Raw genomic sequence first — 14,805 nt, forward strand, 5'->3', positions numbered from 1 at the left:
CCGTGGACGGTAACCGGCACGTCTAGAGCGTTTCTTTCCGATCACCGGATCGTTGGTCTGCCCGTGCCGTTGGCTGACGCGCAGTGGGCGCGGATAGAGCCGCTGTCGCCTGATCGGACGCCGAGGCGGGGCGGGGCGGGCGGCAGCGTGATCATGGACAGGTGATCGATGCGGTCGCCTGGAAGTTCCAGACCGGGTCCCAATGGGTGAACCTGCCCGCCGCGTGCCTCTCACGGAGGGGCGTCTATACGCAGCTGAGGAACTGGGCCATCGATGGCCCTTGGGAACGTGTGCACCGCGCTTCTCGCCCAGGCCGATGCCGACAGCGACCTGGACTGGGTGGTTGCGGCTGACTCCACCATCGTGCGCGTTCACCAGCACACTGCCGGCGCTCGCAAAAAAGGCCCCGACCTGGGAGCCAGGCGACCATGCCATGGGTCGCTCCCGCGGCGGGCTGACCACGAACCTCGCCGCCGATAGCAGCTGTCGGCCGCTGGCCTTCGTGCGTCGCCGCCGGCCAGGCCGGTGACGCACCCCCTTTCGTAGAGGTGATGGGCCGCCCGGGTGTCCCGCGTCGGCGCGGACGACCTCGCACAGTCCGGATGTGGTCCTGGCCGACAAGGCGTACTCCTCAGCGCCTTTCGTAACCACATGAGCAAGCGCAGCATCCGCGCGGTGATTCCGGTTCCGGCAGACCAGCGGGGCCACCGCCTTCGACCGTGACGCGTACAAGCACCGCAATACGGTTGAGCGGCGCATCAACCGGCTGAAGCAGCGGCACGGCATCGCCACCCGTTACGAGAAGACCGCCACGGTCTACCGCGCAGACCTCCTCATCGCGTGCATTTCCCTCTGGTCTACCCGCTGAACGAACAAGCAGATCAGGTCCGGATGCATTCTCCCTGCAGAGGGAAGCAGACGAGTCCGTCCTCACGAGCCAGCGTGGCGGCGTACTCGGACGCCTCCTGCGCCTTGCCATGGGACATGAGCAAGTACACGATCGGGCCCGATGCCTCCTCGATGATCGGCGAGGACGCCCATACGACACTGCGATCGACCTCGTCCGGATATCGCGCGACGAGAGCTTCCACATACGCCACGATGCGTGGCGCAGGAGGCACGACGACATCGTCCGACTCCAGGTAGCGCTCATAGAGCTCGTCGTAGGTCAAGCCCGCTGGGCGGTCGTCGAGTGGACGGTCACCGTCCCACACCGCAAGGTCATAACTCACAAGCGCATCGCCGCATGCAACGGCCCCGCCAGTGCCAGCGAGCCGGAGATCGAACCCCCGGCCAACTGATCCGTATGAGAGCTCCCAGGGCTGTAGCGCTCCGCCTCGTGCCACACTGGCCGCGGGCCCGCCACGCATCCCCCGTCGTGGAGGGCTCACTTGTTGTCAGCCCCAGTCGCAGCCGGTGCCGTCGCCGTCCCGGTCGAGATGGCGGCCGTAGCCGGGTTCGCCGGCGTGGACGGGTGCAGCACCGGCGGCGCGGGCTGCGGCGCAGTTCTCGTAGTAGATGCTGCCCCCGCCGCTGCTGTCGTCGTCGCCACCGGTGTCCACGGCGGGCTCGGCGGTGACGGTCTTCGTGACCTCCGCCTTGACCGTCTCCGTCACGGTCGGCGCCGGCTCAGGCCTCGCGGTCGGCGTGGCGGTTACGGTTTCGGTGACCGTGGTCGTCGGCCTAGCGGACAGCGGCTTCGTATCGTCCTTCGGCTGGCTGTCGCTGGCGCCGGCGCCGATGCCGAGGAAGAAGGCGAGACCGAGCGCGGGCAGGACGTAGCGTTTTCGGGCCCACTTCGGTGCGGGCCGTCCTGGTATCGGCGGCGGTGGCATGTACGAGCTGGTCATGGTTCGCCCCCCTTGGCGCTGATCACTGCCCCCAACGGTAGTGGGTACGTGAAGCTCTCGTGTGCATTTGGTGAACGGGTCATCAGATCGTGACGGAAGGCTCGGCCCGTTTTGTGCGCGATGCCAGGTCACCAAGGTGACGTAGTGGCACTACGGCCCTTCAACTGCGCAGCTCCGCTGCCATGCGCAACTCCACCGCTCCACGGACCGCAGCCTGCTCTGCCTGCCTCGTGCTGACTTCTCGGAGGTGTCGAATGGCGGTCTGGTGGCGTCCTGCTTGTCGGGGTGCTGGCACAGTCCGGCGGCTGCTTCGTCCACCTCGGCGTGGGGGAAGACGGCTTCCGGGGTCCTCCACAACCCCACTGACGCACGTCGGCGCCATGCTCATCGCGGCGGCACTCATCGCTCTTTCGGCCGGTCTCGTCCGCGCCGCATGCCAGCCATGATGTCGTGGAGAGGAACGACATGATTTGGTGACCGGCGCGACCGGCAACATGGGATCGGAACTGGTCAGCGCGCTGGCCGAGGCCGGCGAGCCAGTACGCGCGCTCACGAGTGACCCCTCGGCCGTCACCTTGCCGCCCGGCGCCGAGACAGTGGGAGGTGACCTGAACCGGCCACAGCCCCTGACCGACGCACTGGAAGGTGTCAGCGGCATCTTTCTGCTGCCCGGCTACCAGGACATGCCGGGTCTGCTTGCGCAAGCGCGGACGGCCGGAGTGGAGCGGGTCGTGCTGCTGTCCGGTGCTCGGCCGCGCTCGCCGACCTCGACAACGCCGTATCCCGGTACATGACCCTCGCCGAACGCGCCGTACGCGAGTCAGGGCTGGCGTGGACCTTCCTGCGGCCCAGGGCGTTCATCTCCTCGGCCGCCGGGCGCTGGCAGGTTCACACCGAGCGGCCAGCCGATGGGATGACCGATTCACCTCCTGATCGCCACCGAGTCGCGGCGTGCGTGCGCTCACCGCGCGCCGGACTTCGTAGGGACCCGCCGCGAGGCGGTCAAGGCGGGTTCCATGGGCTGGCCGAGGGGCGGTCCGCGTTTCGCCGGGGGTGGCCTCCGCCGCACGGCACGTCACCTTTCCGTGAGCACCAACGAGCATGCTGAGCGGTTCACGAGCGTCTCCCGGAGTTCGAACGGTGGAGTCGCGGGCTGGAGGGCACGTCTCCAGTCTCCAGCTCGACGTATCCGGTACGGCGAGCCGGCATCCGTGCGTGTGTCGTCTCATGATGTTGGTGCCACGGCTTCGCTCCATGGCTGCTCGACCGGATTCCGCGGGCCAGCCCGCTCAGCGATGAGCCGCCGGTAGTTGGGGCACTGGGTGACGTTCTCGTACTCGCAGTTCAGGCCGCCCTCGATGAGGTCCAGTGCCGCTTGGGCCGCTGCGATGGTCGACCGGAGCTCCTCGGCGACAGGATGCAGAATCTCGCGCCGGGTGGCGCGGTCGACGGTTGTGGACAGACTCCTGATGCTGCTCAGACTGAGGCCGGCTTCCTTCATGATGAGAATCGTCGCCACGTGGGTCAGGTCGTTTGCGCCGTAGCGGCGGCGTCCGCCGCCGTCCCGATCGGGGTGCAGCAGGCCCATCGCCTCCCAATGTCGCAGCACGTGCGTGGCCAGGCCAAACCGTCCCGCCAGCTCACCGATGCTCAACGTGCCGACGCCGCCGTCGTCTTCGCTTGACTTCATGTCGACATTAAGTCGCAGCATGACGTCCATGTCCAAGAATCAGGAAGCGGCGGAAGAGCACCGCGATACCGAAGCCTTGCTGGCCGTCCTCGACGCTGCGGACCAGATGCCGAGCGCCACCCGGCTGCGGGCCCGTTCCTACGAACTGCTGTCTCTCGTCCCTGGCGCGACCGTCGTGGATGTCGGCTGCGGCACCGGACGAGCGGTCGCCGAACTGGCCGAACGCGGCGCCGACGCGGTGGGTGTAGACCCCAACCCGTGGATGCTCGCGGTGGCCCGGGAGCGGTGGCCCAAGGCCGACTTCCGGGAGGCCGGGGCGGAAAATCTGCCGTTCACCGACGCGAGCGTGCGCGGCTACCGTGCCGACAAGGTCTTCCACATGCTTCAGGAGCCGGCGCGTGCAGTGGCAGAAGCACGGCGAGTCCTCTGCCCGAGCGGCAGGATCGTCCTAGTTGGTCAGGACTGGGACGCCATCATGATCGACTCGGATGATGCGGCACTCACCCGCACGATCGTGCACTCCCGCGCCGACCTTCTGGGCACGCCCCGCGCCGGCCGCCAATACCGCAGCATGCTCCTGGACGGCGGCTTCGACGACGTCACGGTCGAAGTGCACACCATGGCGTTCACCGACCCCGAGACGCTGCCGCTGCTCGCGAGGCTCGCCGAGCCGGCCTGCACCAGCGGCGCCGTCGGCCGTGACCAGGCGGACGGGTGGCTCGCCGAACAGCGCCGACGCGCCGAGGACGGCCGCCTCCTCGTCGCCATTCCGTTCTTTGTGGCCTCCGCCTCCGCCTCCGCCTCCGCCAACTAACGTGCGCAGACGCCGCGTGAACCTAGTCAGGGTGGTGCCGTGGTGATCAAATTGTTGCCGAACGGGGTACAACCGCGTACCGCCCTCCTCTGTCCCACAGGCAGCTGCTGAGAACGATCACTCTGGCCGGTGCGCCCGTGCGCTCGGTCCAGGCTGCTGGGAGAGGACGGGCTTGTCCGTGGGGAAGACGATGTGGAGCGCGGTGGTAGCCGGTGGAGCGGCCCTGGTGGTCACAGGTGTGACGGCGGTGCCGGCCGGTGCGGCGGAGGGTGGGGTCTCCTTCTCCCGGGTCGCGGTGAACGGCGGGAAGCCGATCGTGATCGGGGTCAAGGAGGAGGTCGAGGTGCCCGCGGTCTTCCGGATGACGACCACGCTCAAGTACGACTTCGGACCGACGGTGTTCCCCTACCGGGGCAAGCCCGACGCGGGAGACACGTTGCACAGTTCCGTGATCACCAGCGACTGCAAGGTCGTGGACAGGGCGAAGGGGATCTGCGACTTCAAGGAATGGCTCTACATCGACCCCCGGGACTATGACTTCGGGAACGAGGACGCCGGCACCTGGCAGACCGCCGCGCGGGTCTTTCTCGCCGGTGACGCCCACGACACTGACGATCTGAACCTCCCGTTGCAGGTCAAGCGGGCCACTCGCGTGACCGCCAACGCGTCGCCCGAGCCGGTCACGGCAGGGAAGACGATCACCGTGACCGGGCGGGTCACACGGGCGAACTGGGACACCCACACGTACCAGGGGTACACGGGCCGCACGGTGAGTCTGCAGTTCAAGGCGGCGGGTGCCTCCTCGTACACGACGGTCAAGAAGGTGACGTCGAGCAGTACGGGGGCGCTCAGGACCACGGTGAAGGCCACCGGGTCAGGGACTTGGCGGTGGGCGTACTACGGGAACTCCACCTCCGGGGCGAAGTCGTCGAGCGGGGACTACGTCGCCGTCAGGTAAGCGACGCCGTGGGGGTCGGAACTCTTGTAGTTCAAGCAAAGTCCGATCCCCGCACCTGTTCGGAGCGGCAGCAATGGTCCAGAAGGCGGTTCTGCAGGACGAGCGAGGTATTTGGGGCGGGTGAGGTGCGGGTGTGTAGGTCATCGTCAGCGCGCTGACGGGAGTTGGTGCGTGACCCAGTACTCGACGGCGATGATCACGGGCGATCCAGGCACGAACGTCGATGATGTGCTGGGCCAGATCACGAAGGCCCCCCAATCCCCGTCGGCGTCCAAGGTGAGGTGCCGGACATGGTGACTGCGATGCGGTGGTGTGGTGTCGCTGGGTGGCTGAAGCATCACCGGTTCTCGAGCGCCAGCTCAGGGGTGGGGCGCTGGAATCCGCGGGTGAGCCAGAGCAGGTAGGTGACTCCGGCCGCGAGCCAGGTGAGTCCGATGGTGAGGGCGTCCGAACTCAGCTGGGTGATCAGGTAGACGGTGACGCAGGAACCGAGCGCCGGCGCGATGACGTAGCCGAGGACGCTGCCGCCACTGATGTCGCGGTTGCGGAGGTAGAAGACCAGGACGCAGACGTTGACCACGGTGAACGCGGAGAACGCGCCGAAGTTGATGAAGGATGTCGCGGTCTGGAGACCGATGTCCAGACCGGTCAGGCACATGGCCCCCGTGAGGAGGAGGCTGAGGACCGGCGTCTGCGTCCGGGGGTGCAGCGCCCCGAAGAATCGGCGTGGCAGGACGCCGTCCCGGCCCATGCTGTACAGCAGTCGGCTGGAGCTGAGCTGCACGGCGAGGCCCGACGCGAAGCCGCCGACGATGGCGGCCAGGTTCGTCCAGTCGGCGAAGGTCTGGCCACCGACCTGTACGGACATCGTGTACCCGGCGATGTCCGGGTCGGCGAACTGGCCGCCCGGGTGCAGGAGTTGCATGATGTAGGCGACTGCGGCGAACAGCAGACCGCCGATCGCGACGACGAGGACGACGGCGCGGGGGATGGTCCGTTGTGCGTTCCGGGTTTCCTCGGAGAGCGTGGTGACGGCATCGAACCCGAGGTATGAGTAGGCGGCGACGGCAGCCGCGGCCGAGATGCCGGTCAGTCCGCTGTCCGCGTTCCACAGTGGTGCCGTGTACGACTGCGGTGCCCGGTCCGCGAGGTGGATCAGGCAGTAGGCGACGAAGAGCAGTACGAGGAACACCGCGAGCGCGGTGAGGAGTTTGTTGACGCGGTCGGCCAGCGAGATGCCGATGATGTTGACCAGCGTGGTCAGGCCGGCGTTGAGGAGCATCCACGCCCAGACCGGGATGCCTGGGAACTGTGCGTTGAGGTAGATGGACTGGACGAGCCAGGCGACCATCGGCAGGAACAGGTAGTCCAGCAGGACGAGCCAGCCGACGAGGAACCCGGCTCGCCCGCCCAGCACCTTGCGGGCATAGCCGTACGCCGATCCGGACACCGGGAAGTGACGGGCCATCATGGCGTAACTGAGAGCGGTGAGGCACATCGCCGCGGTGGCGATGAGGAACGCCGTCGGCGCGGTCCCCGCGCTGGCCGCGGCGATCACACCGAACAGCACCATCACGAGGCTGGGCGCCATGTAGGCGAGCCCGAAGGTCACCACGGACGGCAGTGACAGCTTGGGGGCGAGCCCCACGGAGGTCGTCTCATTCATCGCCGGCGCCGCCCTCCAGGACAGTCCCAGCGCCGCTGCGGGCGGCAGGGCGCAGTGGGGCGGGCGTTTCCGGAGGAACGACCGGACGCCAGGTGGCGGGGTCGATGTGGCCGTTGTACAGCGGGAGCTCCAGGCGACTGTCGCCTTCCCGGAAGTGCTCCCAGGGCCAGGAGTCACCGCTCGTACCGAAGGCGCGGGCGGCTGCGACCCGGTCGAAGTCGACGATGCCGACAAGGGTGGCGTCCTCCATTCCCGCGGCCGGGATCTGGAAGTGTCCCTCGGGGTCGACGAGCAGGCTTCTGCCGTGGACGGTGGGGGACGCGCCGTTGACGCTGGCCGCCCGCTTCCATCGGCGCCCTGGTCTGCCTCGCCGGAATGGCCGTGATCATGTACGTCCCCCGCAGCCACTGACCGTGCCCCGGCACGTCTAGGCTGCCCCCGGACACAGCCGAAGGGGAAGACATCGTGGCGGACGAGCAGGAGCTGGCCGAGATCCAGCGGCGGCACTGGCAGGACACCTACGCCGCCCATCCGGGCATGTACGGCGAGGAGCCGTCGGATCCCGCGGTCCATGCCGCCGCCGTGTTCCGTGCTGCGGGGGCCCGCAATGTTCTGGAGCTGGGGGCCGGGCACGGCCGCGACGCGCTGTTCTTCGCCCGTGAGGGCTTCACCGTGCAGGCGACCGACTTCAGCCCCGTCGGGCTGGAGCAATTGCGTGACGTGGCTCGCTCCCAGGGAGTCGAGGAGCGAGTGGCCACCGCGGTGCACGACGTGCGCGAACCGCTGGCCCTGCCGGACGACTCGGTGGACGCGGTCTTCGCGCACATGCTGCTGTGCATGGCGCTGTCGACGAAGGAACTCCACGCCCTGGTCGGCGAGGTCCGCCGTGTCCTGCGGCCTAGCGGGGTGTTCGTCTACACCGTGCGGCACACCGGCGACGCCCACTACGGTGCCGGGACCGAGCACGGCGACGACATCTTCGAGCACGGCGGCTTCGCGGTCCACTTCTTCGGCCGCGACCTGGTCGACACCCTCGCCGAGGGCTGGACCCTGAACGAGGTCCACGCCTTCGAGGAAGGCGACCTGCCCCGCCGCCTGTGGCGGGTCACCCAGACCCTGCCCCGATGACTGAGACCCCGCGCCGCCGGCAGACACCACCGTCGACGGCACCGTCGATGTCCTGGCCAGCGGCTCCGAGCGCAATCTGCGCGTCTGATGCCCTTTTAGCTTCGCCCGTCCCATCGAAGTCTGGGGTGACGATGTCGCCGCGTTCGGCCATCACGTCGAGCTGAGCCTCGAGTTTCTCCGGCGCGGCCCCGACGGCGGCGATCTGTGCGAAGAGGGCGGAGGCAGCGAAGGCGACGTGCCGGGGGGCCCGGCCCGGGACGCCGAGCTGGCCCGCGCCCGACGCCTGAAAGACTCCCTGCCCGCACCGTTCGACAGCGCGGTCCACCGGTGGATCGACGTCCTCCGCGGCCAGGGCTCCCGCCCCCAAGTCCCGCCCTGGCCAACGCGACCATGTACGTCTACGTCTTCAACACCGCCCCGGTCCTGAACATCTGGGCAGCCGAGGGGGTCACCGACCTCTGGGAGATCACCAGCAGCCACATTGCTGCTGTCCTCGAAGAGAGCGAAGCCGCGCGCCGGCATTCGATCCACCCCCCACTCCGGTCGCTCTTCCGCGCACTGCGCGGCGAACGCAAGATCTTCCGCGACCCCGCCCGCCACATCACCCTGACCACCGCTCCACGGCTGCCGGCCCCGCTGCCGAGCGACACGCTCAAGGACCTCCTGAACCGCGTCGGGGACGCCCGGAGCCAGCTGATCATCGCTCTCGTGGCCATCCACGCCCTCAGGCACGAAGACCTGCCGCGTCTGCTCTTGGACGACCTCGATCGGGCGCGGGGACGGCTGCGCGTCCGCCGCCGCGGATGCGCCGACCACTACGTGTACCTCGAGGAGATCACCGCCGTCCTGGCCACTGCCTGGCTGCGGCAGCGCCACCGCAGCTGGCCACGGACCACGAACCCTCACCTCCTCGTGAGCCGGATCTCCGCCACCGACCCCACCGGCCCGATGCTCAGCACCGAGGTCACCAAGACCGTGTTCGAACGGGCTGGACTCCCTGCGCGCCGACTGCGGAGGACCGCATCTACGACGAAGCCCGCCACACGGCGGACCCGGTCCAGCTGATACGGCTGTTCGGCCTGGGCAAGGCCACGGCCATGAAGTACGTCACGGCCGCCCACCCACTTCCTTGCTCTGTCCAGCGAAACGGAATCCACTGCTCAATGGAAACATGTGTTTGATTTAAATGCGGCAAGGGCGCCCCTACCTGCACCAAGTGTCTTGTGTGCCAGAGCGCGATAGCTGTCACCTGGGCTCGGTATCTGTCACCGACGCGGCCGCCAGCGAACGGCGGTGGGGCGCTGTGCTCTCTGGGGGGCCTCGATGCTCTGGCGGGCTGACGAACCCTGGCCGTGTGCACCGCCGTCCACTCCAAGGCGACGGGCATCTGCTCGCCGACGTCCGCCGCGCGCGCCGCATCCGCGCCGCCTCGGAGGGACGGAACAAGACCGACGAGGAGATCGCGCTCCTCGCCACCTTCGAGGCCCGCCCCCAGGGCGTCCCGATCGGCGATGCGGACCCCGTCCCCATGCTGGCCGTCGTCCAACTGTGGGCACGTGGCATCCCCGACCTCACCGGACCCGAAGGCCATGGCCTCCTCCAGGTCTTCTGGTGCCCCTTCGAAGCCCACGGTCCCGAGCAGAGTGTCGACGCCGTCCTCAAGTGGCGCCGCAGCGACGAAATCGGCACCGTTTTCGGTGACCAGCCCGAGCCGATCGTGGTCGACTCACCCGAGTGCGTGCCCCAGCCTTCGAGGTCCACCCCGAGCAGATCACCGAGCGCGAATACCTGGGTCTGCTCCCGGAAGACCTCCAGGAAGCCATCGAGACCTGGGAGGAAGAGCTCCTCGACGAGGACGAGGAATAGGCGGAGGCGGACTTCCCCACCGACCTGTCCCGCGCACCCGGCTGGAAGGTCGGCGGCTTCGCCTCCTAGCACCTCACCGACCCCCGCCCCGTCGACTGCACCGTCTGCGGTACCTCCATGCCCCCGCTGCTGACCGCGCACTACGTCGAATGGGACCCCGCGTCGGCGAGCTGGGCTCCTAGGGAAGACGCCCGTCCCGACCTGTTCAGGCACGTCATCACTCCCACCGGCGTGTACCTGGGGCGCGGCTACATACGCATCCACACCTGCCCCGCAGACCCCTTCCACCTCCACCGGCTCAGCCTCCAGTAACGGCCTCTCGGGGGAAGAACGGGAAGAGGACGGCATTGATCCGCTCCTGGCACACGGCGCAGAACGGCTCGCCTACACGGAGCCTTTTCAGCGTTGCTTCTCCAGGGTGAGGACGGCTTGGCGATGACGGTCATGCGGTTGGGGCTTACGCGGGACCGGCGGAAGATGCGCCAGGACTTCAGTCGTGCCATCCCGCGCTCGACGGGTGCCCGGAATTGGGCCAGTGCTCGGTTGATCGTGCGCTGGGTCGGGGACAGTTCGCCGCCGATAGGCCGTTTACGGCGGTCACCCTCGCGGGTGACGATGAGCATCGTGACCCACTCGACCAGGGCATGCGGAAGGTCGAGTGCGACAGGATAGGGAACCAACGAGGCTCCTGTGCCGGTGGGTTGAGACTTCGAATACCTCCCTCAATGGCACGGGAGCCTCGTGCATTGTGGTGCCCGCCCACCCCGCCGCAGTCACCCGATCGGTGCCCACGCTGCAAACCTCACTGGAACAGCTGGGCAGACTACTGCAGGCGGCAGGATTTCTCCCTACAGTCCGATCCCAGGCAGCGGGTGGTGCAGGACGTATAGCCGCCGATGCTTCTGTCGGCTACGCCGAACATTCGCCTGCCGACTGGATTGAGCTAGGCGGCTCACGCTTTGCCATGTTCGTCAAGATGCCTGTTGAGTGCAGGCGTTGTATGGTGAAGGAGAGGGACGTCGCAGCCCTCTCAGTAGGTGAAGGGCGTGACGCCAACGGTTGCCACTTCGGGTCCTTTCATCGGCGTGGAACGAGAGTTCCGTCCAGGAGCATGGTCGGTGAACCGGGATTCATGAGTCAGTAATGCGGCCTGGCCCCGACCACGGTCGACCGCTACGACCGTCTGCTGCGCCTGCACATCCTGCTAGGTGTCACCTACGGGGCGCTTGGCTGACTGCAACCCACGAGATATTCAAGGGCAGCACTGCACCAAGTGACCACGGCTGCGCCCAGTCCCGTGCCCGCCGACTCTCCCTGGCATAACGACAGTCAGTGGTTCTACGACGGATGCACGAATCGGAGAACAATATGGCTGCGGAATTCGATAAGATCGCAATATGGTTCGTTGCATTCATCCCGATGCCCGTTGTCCAGGTGCTGGATGACTGCTTTCACGGCGACGACCGGGACTTCAGTTCGGATCCCAACGAGCAGCGTTTCCGTGTGCCGTCAGACATTGTCGTGTCCGGATTCGTGGCGGATGACCCACAGGAGACGGACTTCCATCAGTGCGGAGAAACGCTGAAACTGGACTGTGCGACAGCTGAGGTCCTGGCCACGGCGACTGCCGGCACCGACGGGATGTCGTTGAATCACTTCAACATCGGAAACACCTTCCCCGACCCCGAGGGCGGAGTGGTCGACAACCCGAACGAGTTCTGTGTCAACTTCCTCTACGACCGTGCTGCCTCCAATCCCCTGGCCGGGGCGGTATCACCCGACTTGGACATGAATGCCTTCGTCACGATCGATCCGATCAGCCGTACAGTGTCTCTTAGAGGGGCGACCAACGCATTCCCCGACTACGAGGCGTACGCGAGCGTCGACGACGGCGCACCTGTAGTGCTCTTTCGGCAGAAGCACACGCTCGACCCAGTTTTCGGGCTCCCCGGTGGCGCCGACCAAGCCGTCAGCGCCATGGTTACCGTCTAAAGACTCGCCGACGAGATAGGCGCATTCCCGTGTCCCAATTTTGCACTTCAATCGAGGTTGCGTTCATTTCCCTCAGGCGTGCATCCGTCGCATTCGGCCGCGCCCGCACATCGTTGACGAGAATCCAGCCCCGTCCGAGAGGAGGCTGAGATGCGCGGGCATGTGCGCTCCGTCACCGGGGACGAGCCGATCTTCATGATCAAGGTTAGCGTTCACCGCTCCGACCTCACCCTCATCGACCGCGCCTACACCGACGAAGACGGCGCGTACAGCGTCGACGTACCCGCCGGTGAGACGGTCACCGTACGATTCGACACCCATTACTCGCTCACCAACGCAGACGAATGGCAGCCCTCGCTGGTCACGAATGTGGTCTCCGACGGCAGCGTCCCGCTCGACCGCCGCCTGGTCCCGGTGGGCCACTTCGCGGACACGGCGCGCGGCATCGACATCCTCGCCGCCTTCCTCGTGGCTTCGGCCGTGGAAGAACCCGAGTACGCCGCCCACGCCGCTACCCGGCTGACCCAGCTCAAGCAGAACAACCTGTTCCTCCAGCACATCCAGCAGGCCCTCCTCCAGCACTTCACGGAGCAGGACAACGCCTGACGGTGCCGCACCCGACCCGGCCGGTGGCCATCGTGTCGCATCCCCACCTCGCCCGATCCACGGCACTTTCGTTCAGCAGTACCGGACAGATCCTCGCAACGTCGTGCAGCGCGGATCATCGCACCCTTGTCGAGGGTGCCCCCGAGGGAACGTAAGCACTGCTGAGGAGTCACCATGCCCATGCTGCTCATCAAAGGCTTCTACGACATCAAGGGGTCCCAGCCGGACGGGGACACGGTTCATTTCACGGCCGCCGACCCGGCCGAGTGGAGCCTCGTCGGTGGAGGCGGCGGTCGTGCCGTCGAGCACAGCGCGGTGGGGCGCGCGAAGCTGCGCCTCGACGCGGTCGACGCGCTCGAGACCCATTACGGCCCGTCCCGTGACCACCAGCCCCTCCAGTTCGCCCACGCCGCACGCGACGAACTGCTGAAGTCGCTCGGCTTCGTCGACGTTCAGCGGCAACCGGACGAGACCGTGACCGCCACCACCCCGGAAACGGTTCCCGGCTTCGTCCTCACACGCGGTGCCGACGTCCACGGCCGCTGCATCGCCCTGGCTGGCGCCGGTAGCCCGCCCGGCACCAGCGGTCTGGAGATCGACGTGGACGTCGCCGTGCTGCGGACGACGGTCAATCACCATCTGCTCGTCGAGGGGCTGGCCTACCCGACGTTCTACCGGAGCCTGTTCACCAGTCTTCGTGTGGAAATGGCCGCCGTGGCCGTGCAGGCACGCGAGGCCCGCCGAGGCCTGTGGGCCAGCGATGTGACCACCACCGGAGCGAAGATCACGGGGCTGGCCTCACTGACCGACGACCTGGTGATCCTCCCCAAGCTGTTCCGCCGCACCGTCGACTACCTGCGCTTGGCCATGCCGCTGTCGTGCTACCCCGGCTTCCTGGCCGGTGTCCAGGACCGGTACTCCGTCCTGTCCACGGGCGAACGCCGCGCTGGCCTGCACCACATCGTCGAGGTGACGAACGGCCACACGGTGAGGATGACGCACCAGCCCGAGGACTTGGTCTTCGAGGACGCCTGACGCTTCAACCCTGGGCGGCGGCCACGAGAGCGGTGAGCACCCGGTGGGTCTTGCTGTCGGGGAGCCCGGACAGCATCACCCCTCGTTCGAGCACCGCCTCTTCGAGCTTGCGCAGCTGGCGCTCGGCCCGTTCCTTGAACTTCTCCTCGTCGTCGCCGGCCTTGGGCTTCACACGGATCGAAGCCTCCAGGAAGTTCAGGCCGGCGGCCGACCACGCGTCCAGGTCGACCTTCAGGTCCTCGAGCGGAACATCGTCCGCCTTCGTCGCGGAGATCGGCCCCAGAGCGACAAGCCCGTCGAACTGGACGTCGTGAGCGCAGGCATCCAGGAACTGGTCCTGCACCTCGTCGAACAGCGTGGCGGGATCGGACCCCTGGGTCACCGCGGCCGGCAATGCCCCCGGTGGGTGACTGCGCACCAGGGAGGCCGCCAGAACGCGGCCGTTCCTCGACCAGTCCTCCTCGATCCTGTACGTGAGCGGATCCACCGTGAACGGGGCGGAGAACCGGCCGACCAGCTGTTCCCGGGTACAGGGACGCAACTTGACGACCGAGTCATCCTGACCGCCACCGATCCTGAGGCGTACGATCACTCCACCGTCCAGGAGCAGTAGCTTCCCCTGCGCGACACCGACCCGGTCCTCGGCAAACCAGATCCGACGCGTCATCAGCGCGCCCTGCGAAGCGCCGAGAGCCGACATCGCTCCCGCCACGTCGCCCTCGACATTGAGCTTGATTTCCACCGGCAGTAGGTCCATGACATCGCTCCTGCACGCGTATGGAGAGCTCATGAAACCTAAGCGGTCGCCTGCCCTTCACGGACTTTCCGAAATCATCAGTCTCGAGCCGCACGTGCCTGTTCCGCTCGTCCACGGCCGCCTGACGGCGCTCGCGCAACTCCTCCTCTGCCTCGCGCGTGGACAGCCGCGAGGGAAGACGTAGGGCGTCAGGCAGGCGCAGCGAACGACGTCGCCACCGGCGCAGCGCGTCCGCGCTGGAGGGGAAGGTGTCGTCGGCCGCGACCCGGGCGATGAGGCCGCGCGTGCAGCTCCTGGAGGACCTTGATCGCTATGACGCTGTCATGTAGCCGGGCGAGCGTTATCTGGAGCGTCGTCGGCAACTATCGCCTCCGGCGGCGTTTCGAACGCCGACCGGACGGCCTCGGCCACCGCGTCCCGGGTAACTATGACGCCGGTTTCTG

General features: G+C 67.3%; 17 protein-coding genes and 2 pseudogenes. 11 read left to right on the forward strand and 8 right to left on the reverse strand.

Features of this window, described 5'->3' with window-relative positions; translation table 11 throughout:
• The first annotated feature begins 48 nt into the window (after window positions 1–48).
• Window positions 49–868: pseudogene (locus AB0412_RS24285) on the forward strand (IS5 family transposase).
• Between the two features lie 13 nt (window positions 869–881).
• Here the strand turns inward: AB0412_RS24285 and AB0412_RS24290 are convergent.
• Together AB0412_RS24290 and AB0412_RS24295 are read right to left on the reverse strand one after the other, a co-directional pair.
• Window positions 882–1,172, reverse strand: a complete 291-nt coding sequence (locus AB0412_RS24290) for a hypothetical protein (protein WP_366404681.1) — start codon at window positions 1,170–1,172, stop codon at window positions 882–884.
• Window positions 1,173–1,397: 225 nt separating this feature from the next.
• The gene (locus AB0412_RS24295) at window positions 1,398–1,850 is read right to left on the reverse strand and encodes an excalibur calcium-binding domain-containing protein (protein WP_366404682.1); all 453 of its coding nucleotides are present in this window, start codon (window positions 1,848–1,850) and stop codon (window positions 1,398–1,400) included.
• Between the two features lie 473 nt (window positions 1,851–2,323).
• Between AB0412_RS24295 and AB0412_RS24300 the strand changes: the two genes are divergently transcribed.
• A complete protein-coding gene (locus AB0412_RS24300; protein ID WP_366404683.1) occupies window positions 2,324–2,644 on the forward strand; it encodes an NAD(P)H-binding protein in 321 nt (106 codons plus the stop codon).
• Window positions 2,645–3,075: 431 nt separating this feature from the next.
• Here AB0412_RS24300 and AB0412_RS24305 read toward each other — a convergent pair whose 3' ends face one another.
• On the reverse strand, window positions 3,076–3,561 hold the full coding sequence (locus tag AB0412_RS24305; RefSeq protein ID WP_366404788.1) for a MerR family transcriptional regulator: 486 nt from the start codon (window positions 3,559–3,561) through the stop codon (window positions 3,076–3,078).
• Window positions 3,562–3,568: 7 nt separating this feature from the next.
• Between AB0412_RS24305 and AB0412_RS24310 the strand changes: the two genes are divergently transcribed.
• A complete protein-coding gene (locus AB0412_RS24310; RefSeq protein ID WP_366404789.1) occupies window positions 3,569–4,354 on the forward strand; it encodes a methyltransferase domain-containing protein in 786 nt (261 codons plus the stop codon).
• 190 nt (window positions 4,355–4,544) lie between these two features.
• Window positions 4,545–5,312, forward strand: a complete 768-nt coding sequence (locus AB0412_RS24315; RefSeq protein ID WP_366404790.1) for a hypothetical protein — start codon at window positions 4,545–4,547, stop codon at window positions 5,310–5,312.
• 337 nt (window positions 5,313–5,649) lie between these two features.
• On the opposite strand, the gene AB0412_RS24320 is transcribed toward AB0412_RS24315, so the two are convergent.
• Both AB0412_RS24320 and AB0412_RS24325 read right to left on the reverse strand, forming a co-directional pair.
• Window positions 5,650–6,978 (reverse strand): APC family permease, encoded by a 1,329-nt coding sequence (locus AB0412_RS24320; protein ID WP_366404684.1) that lies wholly within the window; start codon window positions 6,976–6,978, stop codon window positions 5,650–5,652.
• Window positions 6,971–7,228: a hypothetical protein gene (locus AB0412_RS24325; RefSeq protein ID WP_366404685.1), complete on the reverse strand. Its 258-nt coding sequence runs from the start codon at window positions 7,226–7,228 to the stop codon at window positions 6,971–6,973. Before AB0412_RS24325 ends, AB0412_RS24320 begins: the two co-directional genes overlap by 8 nt.
• Before the next feature lie 215 nt (window positions 7,229–7,443).
• Here AB0412_RS24325 and AB0412_RS24330 point away from each other — a divergent pair, with 215 nt between their 5' ends.
• Window positions 7,444–8,106, forward strand: coding sequence for a class I SAM-dependent methyltransferase (locus tag AB0412_RS24330; RefSeq protein ID WP_366404686.1), 663 nt, complete (start codon window positions 7,444–7,446; stop codon window positions 8,104–8,106).
• Here AB0412_RS24330 and AB0412_RS24335 read toward each other — a convergent pair.
• Complete coding sequence (locus tag AB0412_RS24335) at window positions 8,084–8,431, reverse strand: hypothetical protein (protein WP_366404687.1); 348 nt, start codon at window positions 8,429–8,431, stop codon at window positions 8,084–8,086. The genes AB0412_RS24330 and AB0412_RS24335 overlap by 23 nt on opposite strands.
• 65 nt (window positions 8,432–8,496) lie before the next feature.
• Here AB0412_RS24335 and AB0412_RS24340 point away from each other — a divergent pair, with 65 nt between their 5' ends.
• From AB0412_RS24340 to AB0412_RS24350, 3 genes are all read left to right on the forward strand, one after another.
• Window positions 8,497–9,171: a hypothetical protein gene (locus AB0412_RS24340; RefSeq protein WP_366404688.1), complete on the forward strand. Its 675-nt coding sequence runs from the start codon at window positions 8,497–8,499 to the stop codon at window positions 9,169–9,171.
• A gap of 669 nt (window positions 9,172–9,840) precedes the next feature.
• A complete protein-coding gene (locus AB0412_RS24345) occupies window positions 9,841–9,972 on the forward strand; it encodes a hypothetical protein (RefSeq protein WP_366404689.1) in 132 nt (43 codons plus the stop codon).
• A 117-nt stretch (window positions 9,973–10,089) separates the two neighbouring features.
• On the forward strand, window positions 10,090–10,284 hold the full coding sequence (locus AB0412_RS24350) for a hypothetical protein (protein ID WP_366404690.1): 195 nt from the start codon (window positions 10,090–10,092) through the stop codon (window positions 10,282–10,284).
• Window positions 10,285–10,371: 87 nt separating this feature from the next.
• On the opposite strand, the pseudogene AB0412_RS24355 reads toward AB0412_RS24350, so the two are convergent.
• Window positions 10,372–10,652: pseudogene (locus tag AB0412_RS24355) on the reverse strand (transposase family protein).
• Window positions 10,653–11,340: 688 nt separating this feature from the next.
• Here AB0412_RS24355 and AB0412_RS24360 point away from each other — a divergent pair.
• The 3 genes from AB0412_RS24360 to AB0412_RS24370 all read left to right on the forward strand — a co-directional run bounded on the left by AB0412_RS24360 (window position 11,341) and on the right by AB0412_RS24370 (window position 13,605).
• Window positions 11,341–11,964, forward strand: a complete 624-nt coding sequence (locus AB0412_RS24360) for a hypothetical protein (protein WP_366404691.1) — start codon at window positions 11,341–11,343, stop codon at window positions 11,962–11,964.
• Window positions 11,965–12,114: 150 nt separating this feature from the next.
• A complete protein-coding gene (locus tag AB0412_RS24365) occupies window positions 12,115–12,570 on the forward strand; it encodes a carboxypeptidase regulatory-like domain-containing protein (RefSeq protein WP_366404692.1) in 456 nt (151 codons plus the stop codon).
• Window positions 12,571–12,744: 174 nt separating this feature from the next.
• Complete coding sequence (locus AB0412_RS24370) at window positions 12,745–13,605, forward strand: thermonuclease family protein (RefSeq protein ID WP_366404693.1); 861 nt, start codon at window positions 12,745–12,747, stop codon at window positions 13,603–13,605.
• Between the two features lie 4 nt (window positions 13,606–13,609).
• Here AB0412_RS24370 and AB0412_RS24375 read toward each other — a convergent pair whose 3' ends face one another.
• Window positions 13,610–14,362 (reverse strand): hypothetical protein, encoded by a 753-nt coding sequence (locus AB0412_RS24375; protein ID WP_366404694.1) that lies wholly within the window; start codon window positions 14,360–14,362, stop codon window positions 13,610–13,612.
• Window positions 14,363–14,805: the final 443 nt, after the last annotated feature.

The sequence above is a fragment of the Streptomyces sp. NPDC052012 genome (genome assembly GCF_040689265.1).
In the GTDB taxonomy this organism is placed as follows: domain Bacteria; phylum Actinomycetota; class Actinomycetes; order Streptomycetales; family Streptomycetaceae; genus Streptomyces.

What these genes read in the sequence shown, in the direction of transcription:
- AB0412_RS24295 (WP_366404682.1), bottom strand. Translation starts at nt 1,850, where the DNA reads ATGACCAGCTCGTACATGCCACCGCCGCCGATACCAGGACGGCCCGCA.
- AB0412_RS24305 (WP_366404788.1), bottom strand. Translation starts at nt 3,561, where the DNA reads ATGCTGCGACTTAATGTCGACATGAAGTCAAGCGAAGACGACGGCGGC.
- AB0412_RS24310 (WP_366404789.1), top strand. Translation starts at nt 3,569, where the DNA reads ATGTCCAAGAATCAGGAAGCGGCGGAAGAGCACCGCGATACCGAAGCC.
- AB0412_RS24315 (WP_366404790.1), top strand. Translation starts at nt 4,545, where the DNA reads ATGTGGAGCGCGGTGGTAGCCGGTGGAGCGGCCCTGGTGGTCACAGGT.
- AB0412_RS24320 (WP_366404684.1), bottom strand. Translation starts at nt 6,978, where the DNA reads ATGAATGAGACGACCTCCGTGGGGCTCGCCCCCAAGCTGTCACTGCCG.
- AB0412_RS24325 (WP_366404685.1), bottom strand. Translation starts at nt 7,228, where the DNA reads ATGGAGGACGCCACCCTTGTCGGCATCGTCGACTTCGACCGGGTCGCA.
- AB0412_RS24340 (WP_366404688.1), top strand. Translation starts at nt 8,497, where the DNA reads ATGTACGTCTACGTCTTCAACACCGCCCCGGTCCTGAACATCTGGGCA.
- AB0412_RS24350 (WP_366404690.1), top strand. Translation starts at nt 10,090, where the DNA reads ATGCCCCCGCTGCTGACCGCGCACTACGTCGAATGGGACCCCGCGTCG.
- AB0412_RS24360 (WP_366404691.1), top strand. Translation starts at nt 11,341, where the DNA reads ATGGCTGCGGAATTCGATAAGATCGCAATATGGTTCGTTGCATTCATC.
- AB0412_RS24365 (WP_366404692.1), top strand. Translation starts at nt 12,115, where the DNA reads ATGCGCGGGCATGTGCGCTCCGTCACCGGGGACGAGCCGATCTTCATG.
- AB0412_RS24370 (WP_366404693.1), top strand. Translation starts at nt 12,745, where the DNA reads ATGCCCATGCTGCTCATCAAAGGCTTCTACGACATCAAGGGGTCCCAG.
- AB0412_RS24375 (WP_366404694.1), bottom strand. Translation starts at nt 14,362, where the DNA reads ATGGACCTACTGCCGGTGGAAATCAAGCTCAATGTCGAGGGCGACGTG.